Raw genomic sequence first — 11,795 nt, 5'->3', positions numbered from 1 at the left:
CTCCGCCCCCGCCCCCGCCCGCCGTCCGAGCGGGGGCGGAGCCGGTGGTCGTGACGTGCCTCGTCAGCCGGCCGGCGTCGAGGTCGTCGCGGCCGCCACGGCGGCGTGGATCACGTCGAAGTCGGGGTAGACGTTCGAGTAGGTCGGCGGCACGATCTCGAGGTCGGTGATCGGCTGCGACTTCGCCTCGAGCGCGAGCTCGACGAAGGCGCCCAGCGCCCCCTGCGGGATGTCGGTGTCGACCGTCTGCGCGCCCGCGGCCGCGACCGACTGGAACTTCGACAGCACCGTGGCGGGCTGGAACTGCGACAGCAGCGCCTGCTGCACCTCCCGCTGGCGTGCCATGCGGTGGTAGTCGTCGGAGCCGTGGCGGGCCCTGGCGTACCAGAGGGCGTGGTAGCCGTCCATCACCTGCTCGCCCGGCTCGATCCAGCCGTCGACGTTGATCGGCTGGCCCGCGGCGTCGACGCCGCCGTTGATCGGCAGGCGCCCCTCGGTGTTGTCGATCGTGATGCCGCCGAGGGCGTCGATCAGCTGGACGAAGCCCTGCATGTCGATGAGGACGTAGTACTGGAGGGTCAGCCCCGTGACGCCCTGCACGGCGTCGCGCATGGCCTCGATCCCGGGGTTGCTCCCCCGCGACTCGGCGTCGGGGTAGAGCTCCGGGTGCTCCTCGCCGTAGGTGTACAGGTAGCTCACGAGGCAGTCGTCACCGCAGGAGTACCCGTCGGGGAACTCGCCCCAGAGCGGGGACCCCTCGGAGAACGGCGCGTTGTAGAGGTTCCGCGGGATCCCCACGATGGTCGTCGCACCGGTCTCCGCGTCGATGCTCGCGACCGAGATGCTGTCGGGGCGGAGGCCCGTGCGGTCGGCACCCGCGTCGCCGCCGAGCAGCAGGATGTTGTAGCGCCCGTCGACCGGGTCGGCCGCCGCCTGCCGGGAGGTGAACAGCGAGTCGAGCAGGCCGTGCTGCACCCCGCTCAGGTACGCCCCGTAGGCCGCGGGGCCCACCGTGCCCGCCAGGAGGAGCACCATCACCCCGGCCAGGAAGCCCCGGGCCGTGGGCACCGTCCGCACGATGCGGAGGAGGCGGAGCGTGTCGATCGTCAGCACCAGCCAGAGCGCCGCGTAGTAGATCAGGAAGACCTGGACGACGGTGAGGGCCACGACGTTGGTCGCGACCTCGAAGAGCGGGGTGCGCCAGACCAGGGCGAGGACGACCGTGACGACGGCCGCGGCCCAGAAGACCAGGGTCGAGGCGAGCCCCCACCGGCCCAGGCGTCGGCTGCCCGCCAGGACCTGGGCCGACCCCGGCACCAGCACGTTGAGCACGACGAGCGCCCAGGCGCGCCTCGTCATGAACGACGGCGACCCGAGGTCGGGGTGGCGGACGGGGAGCGCGGCGCTCACAGCGACCGGCGCAGGGCGGCGTTCTTCTGCTCGACCAGCTCGCCCAGGCCGGCCGCGTGGTCGGCCAGGCGGGCCGAGACGTCGGGGTCGGCGGTGCCGAGGATGCGCGCGGCGAGCAGGCCGGCGTTGGCGGCGCCCCCGATGGAGACGGTGGCGACCGGGATGCCCGCGGGCATCTGGACGATCGAGAGGAGGGAGTCGAGCCCGTCGAGCGTCGCCAGCGCCACCGGGACGCCCACGACGGGGAGCGTGGTGAGCGAGGCGATCATGCCGGGCAGGTGGGCGGCGCCGCCGGCCCCGGCGATCACCACGCGGACGCCCCGCCCCGCGACGGCCTTGGCGAAGGCGACCATCTTGTCGGGCGTGCGGTGGGCCGACACGACCTCGACCTCGTGCGCGATGCCGAGCTCGACGAGGACGTCGGAGGCGGCGCGCAGGGTCGGCCAGTCGCTGTCGGACCCCATGACGATCGACACGAGCGGCCCCACGAGGGGGTCGTTCGGCCTCGTCGCAGGGGTCGGGGCGGGAGCGGTCGGGTCGGGCACGAAGGAGAGGATAGCCGTCAGCCCTCGAAGAAACGGACAGCGGCGCGCGCCCGCGCGGTGACGTCGTCGAGGTCGTCGCCCGTCGTCGTGACGTGCCCGACCTTCCGCCCGGGGCGGGGGTCCTTGCCGTAGTCGTGCACCTTGGCGCCCGGCTGGTCGGCCATGAGCGCCGCGAGCCTCTCCCCCATCGTGCCCTCGGACGGCCCTCCGAGCACGTTGACCATGACGCTCCAGGGGCGGTGGGCGGTCGTCTCGCCCAGGGGGAGGTCGAGGACGGCCCGCAGGTGCTGTTCGAACTGGCTCGTGACGGCACCGTCGATCGTCCAGTGACCGGTGTTGTGCGGCCTCATGGCGAGCTCGTTGATCAGCAGGCGGCCGTCGGCGGTCTCGAAGAGCTCCACGGCGAGCACGCCGGTCACCTCGAGCTGCTCGGCGACCGACCGGGCGATCGCCTCGGCCTCGCGGACGAGGGCCTCCGAGGCGCCGGGAGCAGGAGCGGTCACCTCGGCGCACACCCCGTCGCGCTGCACGGTCTCGACCAGGGGCCACGCCGCGATCTCGCCGCTCGGGCGGCGCGCGACCAGCTGCGAGAGCTCGCGGCGGAACCCGACGAGCTCCTCCACCAGCAGCACGGCGTCGGCGCCGTGCTCGGCCACGACGGCGAACCAGTCGTCGGCCTCGTCGGCGGCCCGGACGACCCGGACGCCCTTGCCGTCGTAGCCGCCGCGCGGGGTCTTCACGACCGCCCGCCCGCCGTGGCCCTCGAGGAACGCGCCGAGCTCGGCGGAGTCGTGCACGGCGGCCCACTGCGGGACGGGGAGCCCGAGCGCCGTCAGGCGCTCCCGCATGACGATCTTGTCCTGGGCGACGGCCAGGGCGCCCGGGGACGGGTGCACGGCCACGCCGGCCTCGACGAGCGCGCGGAGCACCTCCTGCGGCACGTGCTCGTGGTCGAAGGTGACGACGTCGACGTCGCGGGCGAAGTCGAGGACGGCACGGGCGTCGTGGTGGTCGCCGACGGCCGTCGCCGCGAGCCGTGCGGAGGTGCCCTCCGCCTCGGCGAGCACCCGCAGGTCGAACCCGAGGTGCACCGCCGGGGGCACCATCATCCGTGCGAGCTGGCCGCCGCCGATCACTCCGATGCTGTGGGCCATCTCGTCTCCTCGCTCACGCCCCCGCGGTCGGGCGACGCTGTATCGTCGTCACGGCTCCTCCGAGCCACCCACCATCTTGGCCGATCACCGGGAGAGGCGCATGCGACGACTCGTCGAGCAGCTCCTGCGCTACGGCACCGTGGGCGGGGTGGGGCTGGTCGTCGACCTCGGCCTGTTCAACCTGCTCCGCGCCACCGTGCTCGACCCGGAGCAGGTGAGCGAGGGCGCCGTCGTCGCCAAGGTCGTCTCCGGCGTGGTCTCCATCGTCGTGGTCTGGGTGGGCAACCGGCTCTGGACGTTCCGGGCGACGCGGAGCGACCGCCCCGTCCGCGAGGCGGCGGAGTTCTTCGCCGTGGCCCTCGGCGGCCTCGCCATCGGGCTCGCCTGCCTGGTCGTGTCCCACTCGGTGCTGGGGCTCCGGTCGGCGCTGGCCGACAACGTGTCGTCCAACGTCGTCGGGCTCGCGCTCGGCACGGCGTTCCGGTTCACGCTCTACAGGGCCTGGGTGTTCAGCCCCCGGCGGCGGGGCCGACGACGCCCCGCCGACACCGCCGTGGCCCGGGAGGACCGTCTCGGGAGCTCCGAGCCCGCGGAGGCCCGCCGCTAGGGACGCCCGAGGCCCCGCGCGTCGAAGCCGGCCGCGCGCCAGGCGCCGAGGTCGAGGACGTTCCGGGCGTCGACGATGCGCCGGCCCGCGACGAGCGAGGCCACGTGCGCGGGGTCGAGATCGCGGAAGACGCGCCACTCCGTCAGCACCAGGACGATGTCCGCACCGGCCAGGGCCGTGTCGGCGTCGTCGACGTAGACGAGCTCGGGAGCCACCTTCGCCGCGGTCGCGGTGGCCTCGGGGTCGTGGACCACGACGTCCGCGCCGGCGGCCCGGAGGGCACGGGCGACGTCGAGCGCCGGCGAGTCGCGCACGTCGTCGCTGTCGGGCTTGAAAGCGACGCCGAGCACGGCGACGCGGGCCCCCTCGACGACGCCGAGCATCTCGGCGGTGAGGTCGACGACCCTCCGTCGCCGTCGCAGGTTCACCGCGTCGACGTCGGCGAGGAACGCCAGCGAGTCGAGCCCGAGCTCGTCGGCCCGGGCCTGGAACGCCCGGATGTCCTTCGGGAGGCACCCGCCGCCGAAGCCGAGCCCGGCGTTGAGGAAGCGACGGCCGATGCGTGCGTCGTGCCCGATCGCGTCGGCCAGCTGCGTGACGTCGGCCCCCGTCGCCTCGGCGATCTCGGCCATGGCGTTGATGAAGGAGATCTTGGTGGCCAGGAAGGCATTGGCCGACACCTTCACCAGCTCGGCCGTCGCGTAGTCCGTCACGAGCCGGGGCATGCCGCCGGCGAGCGGGCCGGCGTAGACCTCGTCGAGCAGGGCGGTCGCCCGGTCGCCGCCCTCGCCGCCGGGCACGCCGTAGACGAAGCGGTCGGGCGAGAGGGTGTCGGCCACGGCGAACCCCTCCCGGAGGAACTCGGGGTTCCAGGCGAGGTCCGCCCCCGAGGAGGCGCGGACCAGGTCGCCGAGACGGGCTGCGGTGCCCACGGGGACGGTCGACTTGCCGACCACGAGGTCGCCGTCGGCGAGGTACGGCAGCAGGCCGCCCACGGCCGCGTCGACGTAGCGGAGGTCGGCGGCGTGGCTGCCGGCCGTCTGCGGGGTGCCGACGGCGACGAAGTGCACCTGCGCCCCGGCCGCCTCCGCCATGTCGGTCGTGAAGCGCAGCCGCCCGCTCGCGACGCCGCGGGCGAGGACCTCGGGCAGCCCCGGCTCGAAGAACGGCGCCCGACCGGCCGACAGCTCGGCGACCTTGTGCTCGTCGACGTCGACGCCGACGACGTCGTGCCCGAGCTCGGCCATGCAGGCCGCGTGGACCGCACCGAGATAACCGCAACCGATCACAGAGATTCGCATCGACATACCTTATTCCAGTTCAGGCCCGGGCGCCAGTCCGTCGCTCCGCGGGCGGGGCGCCTCAGCGGTCGGGGTGATCGGTCCGCCAGCCGGCGTCGTCCCCCCAGGGCTCGGGGCGGTCGACCGGACGTCGCCGCAGGAGCGGGTCGGTCGCCGCCTCCATGAGGTCGTGCAGCGTGGCCTGGACCAGGTCGGCCGACGGCACGTCCCACAGCACGACCGGCCGGTCGAGGCCCGTGCCCACGAGCACGTCGCCGCTGCGGAAGAGGCTCTGCGCGGCGTTCCGCCGCACGGTCAGGTCGTAGCCCCGGCTGTGCAGCAGCTCCTGACGGGTGCGCACGACGAAGCCCCGCCGGACGATGAGGCGCCGCGTGGTGATCACGGTGTGGCGGCCCAGCCAGACGAGCAGCGGCACCGCCCAGAGCAGCACGGCGAGGAGCGCCGCGGCCCCGAGCACGGCCCACGTCTGCCACCCGGCCTCGACGCGGCCGCTCAGCCACCCGGCGCCCGCGCAGATCGCGATGAGGGCCACCGAGGGCCAGAAGAGCACGCGTGCGTGGGGGCGCAGCCGCGCGACCACGACCTCGGGCGGCTGCTGGTCGACGGTGCCCGCCGCGTCAGTCATGGCGCACGTGGGTGACGTCGCCCGAGGCCACCGCCCGCTCGGCGCCCGACGGCGTGCGGACGACGAGCCGGCCGCCCTCGTCGACCGCGACGGCGAGGCCCGTGAGCACCTCCCCCGACGGCAGCTCCGCCCGGACTTGTCGGCCGAGGGTGCTGCACTCGGCGGCGACGCGGCCGTGGAGGCCCGAGGAGACGGCGTCGCCCCCGGCGGCGACGAGCGCGTCGAACCCGGTGAGCACCTCGGAGACCCAGCCGGCCACGACCAGGTCGGCCAGCGACTCCGCGTCCCCCTCGGCCCCCTCCAGGCGGAGCGACGTGGCGGAGTCGGTGGGCAGCTCGTCGCGGGGCGTCGTGAGGTTGACGCCCGCGCCGACCACCACGGCCGAGGCGTCGGGGCGCAGCTCGGCCAGCACCCCGCACACCTTGGCCCCGCCGACCTGCACGTCGTTGGGCCACTTGAGGCCGACGCGGTCGGCGCTCACCAGCGACGCCACGGCGACGCGCATCGCGACGCCCGCCAGCAGGGGCACCCAGCCCAGCGCGTCGACCGGCAGGGAGCCGCGCTCGAGGAGGAGGCTGACCGCGACGGTGCGGCCCGGGCGGGCGACCCACCGTCGGTCGAGCCGGCCACGGCCGGCCGTCTGCGAGAGCGTGGCCAGGACGGCGCCGTGCGGGGCCGACGCGTCGGCCAGCAGGTCGGCGTTCGTCGAGCCGGTCTCGGCGACGTGGACGAAGCGGGGCGAACGGGCGGAGGCGAGCGGGAACGTCACGCGGTCAGCCTAGGCGTGTGAGGACTCCCACAGCCCGGGAGCCGATCCACGTGCGACGAGCTCCAACGGCCCACGACCGCCCGCTGGGTAGAGTGAGGCGCGTGACTTCCGACACCACCCGCCCCGAGGCCGACGGCCCGGCGGCCCCCCAGCCCGACCTGCGGACGACGGCGGGCAAGCTCGCCGACCTGAAGACCCGGTACCACGAGGCCGTGACCGCCAGCGGCGAGGCCGCCGTCGCCAAGCAGCACGCCAAGGGCAAGATGACCGCCCGCGAGCGCATCGACGGGCTGCTCGACCCCGGGTCGTTCGTCGAGCTCGACGAGTTCGTCCGGCACCGCACCCACGCCTTCGGCATGGAGGCCAAGCGCCCCTACGGCGACGCCGTCGTCACCGGCACGGGCACCATCCACGGCCGCCAGGTGGCGGTCTACTCGCAGGACTTCACGATCTTCGGCGGCTCGCTCGGCGAGGTCGCGGGCGAGAAGATCATCAAGGTGATGCAGCTCGCGCTGAAGACGGGCGTGCCGATCATCGGCATCCTCGACAGCGGCGGAGCGCGCATCCAGGAGGGCGTCGTCGCCCTCGGCAAGTACGGCGAGATCTTCCGGCTGAACACGGCCGCCTCGGGCGTCATCCCGCAGATCTCGCTGATCATGGGCCCGGCCGCGGGAGGCGCGGTGTACTCGCCCGCGCTGACGGACTTCGTCATCATGGTCGACAAGACGAGCCACATGTTCGTCACCGGCCCGGACGTCATCAAGACCGTCACGGGAGAGGACGTCGGCTTCGAGGAGCTCGGCGGCGCGCTGACGCACAACAAGGTCAGCGGCGTCTCGCACTACCTCGCGAGCGACGAGGACGACGCCCTCGACTACGCCCGGTCGCTGCTGTCGTACCTGCCCGACAACAACCTCTCGGAGCCGCACGTGTTCGACCGGCCGGTCGAGCTCGAGACGACGGACGCCGACCGCACGCTCAACACGCTGATCCCCGACAGCCCCAACCAGCCCTACGACGTGACGACCGTGATCGAGCACGTCGTCGACGACGGCGAGTTCCTCGAGGTCCAGCCCCTCTTCGCCCCCAACATCGTCATCGGGTTCGGCCGCGTCGAGGGCCGCTCGGTGGGCGTCATCGCCAACCAGCCCTCGGCCATGGCCGGCACGCTCAACATCGAGGCCGGCGAGAAGGCCAGCCGGTTCGTGCGCTTCTGCGACGCCTTCGGCATCCCCATCCTCACGCTCGTCGACGTCCCCGGCTACCTGCCGGGCACCGACCAGGAGTGGACGGGCGTCATCCGCCGCGGGGCCAAGCTCCTCTACGCGTACGCGGAGGCGACCGTCCCGCTGGTCACCGTCATCACGCGGAAGGCCTACGGCGGGGCCTACATCGTCATGGGCTCCAAGCAGCTCGGGGCCGACATCAACCTCGCCTGGCCGACCGCCGAGATCGCCGTCATGGGCGGCCAGGGCGCCGTCAACATCCTCTACCGGGGCGAGATCAAGGCCGCCGAGGCCGCCGGCGAGGACGTCGCCGAGGTGCGGGCCCGACTGGCGAGCGAGTACACCTACAACGTGGCCAGCCCGTTCCTGGCGGCCGAGCGCGGCGAGCTCGACGGCGTCATCGAGCCGGCGGCCACCCGGGTCTCGGTCATCAAGGCGCTCCGCGCCCTGCGCACCAAGCGGGCCGAGCTGCCGCCCAAGAAGCACGGGAACATCCCGCTGTGAGCGACGTCCTCCGCGTCGTGGCCGGGTCGCCGACCCCGGAAGAGCTCGCCGCCGTCACGGCCGTCCTCGCGGCCGTCGAGGCGGAGACCCGGAGCCGACGCGACACCGAGGCCGTGCCGGCGAGCCCCTCGGAGTGGTCATCGCGGGCCAGGGCCGTCCGTCGGCCGCTCCCCCGCGGCCCGGGCGCCTGGCGCAGCCCCGTCCGCTGACCCCACGGCGAGCGGTCGTCACGGGCCCGGCTGACGTACCCCGCCTTGTCCCCCGATCGATCCGGCCCCGCGGGCCCGGGCAGCACGAGATCCGCGCCGTCACTGCTCCCGAACGGGGGTAGACCGACCTATCGTCCCCTCGGTGTCCCCCTAAATGACGACTGTGCACACTGTGCGCCGACCGGCATAGTCATCAGTGCTAGGTGTCTCTCTCTGAGTAGCACCGCCGATCGAGGGCCGACTAGGGTAAGCAGGTTCCTCGACCGGGGGCGGGTCAGGGCGGTATTCGGGTTACCGCCCTGACCCAGTGACGTTCCCCAGGAGGGCCGGACTCATCGTCCGGCCCTCCTTCTTCGTCCGGGGGCCCGTGGGGTGCGCCGTGCGCGGCCGGTCGTGCCCTCGGAGCGGTGACCGCCGGGCGGTGCCGCTAGGGCGTCGCCTGCTCCGGCACCGACCGCGGGATCTGCAGCCAGAGCTGGACCTCGTCGGCGTCGTCGTCCTCGTCGGCCTCCGCCGCGACTCCTCGCCCGAGGGCGCTGGAGCTCAGGTCGGCCGAGCCGAGGCCCACGACCGTCACCGCGTCGTCGCCTCCGCCGGAGGCCGTCCGGATGATGATGCGGTCGGCGGACGAGCCGTGCAGCGCCTCGGCGAGGGCCTGGTGGATGCGGCGCAGCTCGCGGGCGTCGAGGTCGTCGATGCCACCCTCGTCGAGCAGGCTGACGACGGCGCCGCGACGCCGGGCGGCCATGACCTCACGCCGCACATCGTCGTCGAGGAGGCGGCGGCCGCGGATCTCGTCGCGGATCGCGCCCTCGAGGTGGAGGCACTCCTGCCGCTGCTCGGGCGTGAGGTCGCCGCCCTGGGCCACGATCTCCTGCAGCATCGGCCGTGCGGTGCGGCTGGTCTGGAGGAGGCGGTACTGGCGTTCGTTGACGTGCGCCTCCTGGGCGGCCTGCCAGTCGGCCGCCTCGTGCTCGGCGAGGATGAACTCGCGCGTCTCCCGACCGGCGCGGGTCAGGGTGGCCGTCATCGCGTGCGCGAAGGCGACCCACGAGACGCTGCCGACGACCCCGAGGTCGGCGACGGCGCCGAGCCCGCCCCAGGTCACGCCGTGGACGGCCAGGAAGCCGACCCCGAGCCAGGCGAACCCCTGGCGGCGACGGGTGGCGACGATGACCATCAGCGTGCCGATCGCCGCGACGTACCAGGTCGCGTAGCCGTTCTTCTGCGACGGGTCGAGCTGCGACGTCACGAGGAGCGGCATGACGACGCTGACGGCCAGCGCGAACGCGGCGAGCCAGACGGGCATGCGCGCGCGGGCCGAGGGCCAGAGCACCATCACGGTGACGACGACGTAGACGACCATGCAGGCGACGACGGGCCACGGATCGTCGAAGCGGTCGAGGCTGACGGCGGCGAGGACGAGGTGGTAGCCGGAGAAGACGGCGGCCAGCAGGACGATCAGCCACCGCGGGACGCTGACCCTCACGACGCGGCCTCCGTGCGCGCGGCGTCGGCGGGGCCGACCACGTCGCCGCTCGGCCAGGCGAGGCGCACGACGGTGCCCTCACCGGGGCGCGAGTCGATGCAGGCGAGCCCGCCCGCGTTGGCGAGCCGCTCGACGATGGAGACCCGGACGCCGAGGCGCCCCTCCGGCACGTGCCCGGGGTCGAACCCCCGGCCGGTGTCGCCGACCTCGACGAGCGCTCCGCCGGTCTCGGTCCACTCGACCGTCACCCACCGTCGGACGTCGTCGCCGCCGGCGTGCTGGCAGCTGTTGACGACGGCCTGGACGGCCGCGCTGTAGAGCGCCTCGGCCGCCGGCGAGGGGATGCCGTGGCCGTCGATGCCGCGCGTGCTGACCTCCACGTCGGCGCCCATCTCGCTCGTGACGACGACCAGCCGGTCGCGCATGGAGCCGAGGGTCGTCGCCGACTCGTCGAAGGGCGTCTGGCTGGCGGCGCTGGAGAGGTGCGCCACCGCGTTCCGGGCCATCGAGGTCGCGAGGACCTTCTCCTCCGCGCTGTAGGCCCGCGAGGCCTGGATGAAGGTCGTCAGGACGCTGTCGTGGACGATCGCGTCGACCTCGACGCGCTCGAGCTCGGTCGCGTGCTCGCGGATCGCGTTCGAGTACCGCGCCACCGCCGTCGCCTGGGCCGCGTCGACGTTGGCGCTGGCCTGCCGCAGGATCAGGACGAGGATCAGCACGGCTCCGCCGAGCAGCACGGCGTAGACGGAGTCGAGGGCGGCGCGGGAGACCGTCGCCCCGCCCCCCGAGGGCGTCAGCCGGATGAGCCCGTAGACCAGCGGGGCGACGAAGAGGTAGCCGGTCGCGATCCAGGCCGAGAAGGCGAAGGCGGCCGCCGCGGTGGCCACCGTGCAGAGGTACCAGAGCCAGGGCACGGAGGGCTGCACGACGCTCGGGTCCTGCACGGCCAGCGGCCAGGTGATGAGGGCGATGAGGTAGGCCACCGCCACGAAGGCGCTGGCCGTCTCGACGCCGCGGACGAGGAGGCTCGCCACCCCGATGGCGACGAAGCCGCCGAACATGGCCAGCCCGATGATCCAGGCCCACGCGACCTGCATGCTGCCGATCTGGGCGAGCATGCTCGGGAAGGCCTGCAGCCCGAAGATCAGGCCCGCGAGCGCGATGACCCGGCCGAGGACCTTGTCGAAGAGGGCCTGGCTGATCGGGTTGCGCGAGGCGCGGGGCGGGGCGGGTGCGGTGAGCGCCCGCTCAGCGGCCATCGCCGCCGTCCGCGTCGAGGCCCGGCAGGATGCCGTCCTCGACGGCGCGACGCAGCAGGTCGACCTTGGTGGGTGCCGGGCGGCCGACCTCGACGTACTTGACGCGGATGCGGTCGAGGTACTCGCGGGCCGTCGAGTAGCCGATGCCGAGCTGCTGCGCGGCGAGCTTGAGCGGCAGGCCCGAGGCGTAGAGGTGGAGGATCTCGCGCTCGCGCCGGCCGAGCTGGGCCTTGGCGAAGTCGCGGTCGGCGTCGATCGCGCTCGCCCACTCGAGGTTGTTCAGCACGTCGCCGCGGGCGACCGTGGCGACGGCGGCCATGACGGTCTTCGTCGCCGACGACTTGGGGATGACGCCCGCCGCGCCCGCCGCGAGCGCCTCGCGCACGCTGGCGACCCGGTCGGCGATGCTGTGCACCAGGACGGCCGAGCCGGTGGCCTGGACGCGCTTGACGTTCTCGGTGACCGTGGAGCCGTCGCCGAGGGAGAGGTCGAGCACGACGACGTCGACCTCGCGGCCGGCGAGCGCCTCGACGAGCTCCTGCACCCCCGCGGCGGTGAGCACGACGTCGAAGCCCTCGTTCTGGCACGCGGCCTGGATGCCGAGGCGCACCGACTCGTGGTCGTCGACGATGGCGACCCTCACGGGCGGAGCGGGCGGGGGCGAGACCGGAGCGTCGGTCGTGGCGTCAGTCACGGT

At 73.8% G+C, this 11,795-nt stretch carries 12 protein-coding genes; 3 read left to right on the top strand and 9 right to left on the bottom strand.

Annotated features, from left to right (window positions below; all coding sequences use genetic code 11):
* Nucleotides 1-63 precede the first annotated feature (63 nt).
* From JOE43_RS08110 to JOE43_RS08100, 3 genes are all read right to left on the bottom strand, one after another.
* Nucleotides 64-1,410 (bottom strand): LCP family protein, encoded by a 1,347-nt coding sequence (locus JOE43_RS08110; protein WP_209516829.1) that lies wholly within the window; start codon nt 1,408-1,410, stop codon nt 64-66.
* Nucleotides 1,407-1,874 carry a 5-(carboxyamino)imidazole ribonucleotide mutase gene (gene purE / locus JOE43_RS08105; protein ID WP_209519138.1) on the bottom strand — a complete coding sequence of 156 codons (468 nt, stop codon included), beginning with the start codon at nt 1,872-1,874 and terminating at the stop codon, nt 1,407-1,409. Before purE ends, JOE43_RS08110 begins: the two co-directional genes overlap by 4 nt.
* Nucleotides 1,875-1,972: 98 nt before the next feature.
* Nucleotides 1,973-3,109 (bottom strand): 5-(carboxyamino)imidazole ribonucleotide synthase, encoded by a 1,137-nt coding sequence (locus JOE43_RS08100; RefSeq protein ID WP_209516826.1) that lies wholly within the window; start codon nt 3,107-3,109, stop codon nt 1,973-1,975.
* A 100-nt stretch (nt 3,110-3,209) separates the two neighbouring features.
* On the opposite strand from JOE43_RS08100, the gene JOE43_RS08095 reads away from it, so the two are divergent.
* A complete protein-coding gene (locus JOE43_RS08095) occupies nt 3,210-3,716 on the top strand; it encodes a GtrA family protein (protein ID WP_209516823.1) in 507 nt (168 codons plus the stop codon).
* Here JOE43_RS08095 and JOE43_RS08090 read toward each other — a convergent pair.
* From JOE43_RS08090 to JOE43_RS08080, 3 genes are all read right to left on the bottom strand, one after another.
* Entirely contained in the window at nt 3,713-5,017 is a 1,305-nt protein-coding gene (locus JOE43_RS08090; protein ID WP_209516820.1) for a UDP-glucose/GDP-mannose dehydrogenase family protein, read from the bottom strand. The two genes, JOE43_RS08095 and JOE43_RS08090, sit on opposite strands and share 4 nt — an antisense overlap.
* Before the next feature lie 61 nt (nt 5,018-5,078).
* The gene (locus tag JOE43_RS08085) at nt 5,079-5,642 is read right to left on the bottom strand and encodes a PH domain-containing protein (protein WP_209516817.1); all 564 of its coding nucleotides are present in this window, start codon (nt 5,640-5,642) and stop codon (nt 5,079-5,081) included.
* Entirely contained in the window at nt 5,635-6,411 is a 777-nt protein-coding gene (locus JOE43_RS08080; RefSeq protein WP_209516814.1) for a biotin--[acetyl-CoA-carboxylase] ligase, read from the bottom strand. Before JOE43_RS08080 ends, JOE43_RS08085 begins: the two co-directional genes overlap by 8 nt.
* A gap of 101 nt (nt 6,412-6,512) precedes the next feature.
* Between JOE43_RS08080 and JOE43_RS08075 the strand changes: the two genes are divergently transcribed.
* Together JOE43_RS08075 and JOE43_RS08070 are read left to right on the top strand one after the other, a co-directional pair.
* The gene (locus JOE43_RS08075; RefSeq protein ID WP_167258662.1) at nt 6,513-8,141 is read left to right on the top strand and encodes an acyl-CoA carboxylase subunit beta; all 1,629 of its coding nucleotides are present in this window, start codon (nt 6,513-6,515) and stop codon (nt 8,139-8,141) included.
* The gene (locus JOE43_RS08070) at nt 8,138-8,350 is read left to right on the top strand and encodes an acyl-CoA carboxylase epsilon subunit (RefSeq protein WP_209516806.1); all 213 of its coding nucleotides are present in this window, start codon (nt 8,138-8,140) and stop codon (nt 8,348-8,350) included. The genes JOE43_RS08075 and JOE43_RS08070 overlap by 4 nt, the downstream gene beginning before the upstream one ends.
* A 427-nt stretch (nt 8,351-8,777) precedes the next feature.
* Here the strand turns inward: JOE43_RS08070 and JOE43_RS08065 are convergent, their stop codons facing one another.
* Genes JOE43_RS08065 through JOE43_RS08055 form a run of 3 tightly spaced genes read right to left on the bottom strand, consistent with a single transcriptional unit; the run spans nt 8,778 to nt 11,792 of the window.
* Complete coding sequence (locus tag JOE43_RS08065; RefSeq protein ID WP_209516805.1) at nt 8,778-9,839, bottom strand: hypothetical protein; 1,062 nt, start codon at nt 9,837-9,839, stop codon at nt 8,778-8,780.
* Nucleotides 9,836-11,098 (bottom strand): sensor histidine kinase, encoded by a 1,263-nt coding sequence (locus JOE43_RS08060; RefSeq protein ID WP_209516802.1) that lies wholly within the window; start codon nt 11,096-11,098, stop codon nt 9,836-9,838. The genes JOE43_RS08065 and JOE43_RS08060 overlap by 4 nt, the downstream gene beginning before the upstream one ends.
* A complete protein-coding gene (locus JOE43_RS08055; RefSeq protein WP_056053280.1) occupies nt 11,088-11,792 on the bottom strand; it encodes a response regulator transcription factor in 705 nt (234 codons plus the stop codon). Before JOE43_RS08055 ends, JOE43_RS08060 begins: the two co-directional genes overlap by 11 nt.
* Nucleotides 11,793-11,795: the final 3 nt, after the last annotated feature.

Source organism: Frigoribacterium sp. PvP121, assembly GCF_017833115.1.
Taxonomy (GTDB): domain Bacteria; phylum Actinomycetota; class Actinomycetes; order Actinomycetales; family Microbacteriaceae; genus Frigoribacterium; species Frigoribacterium endophyticum.
The sequence above is the reverse complement of the archived record's forward strand: the minus strand, read 5'-3'. Positions and strand labels throughout refer to the sequence as shown.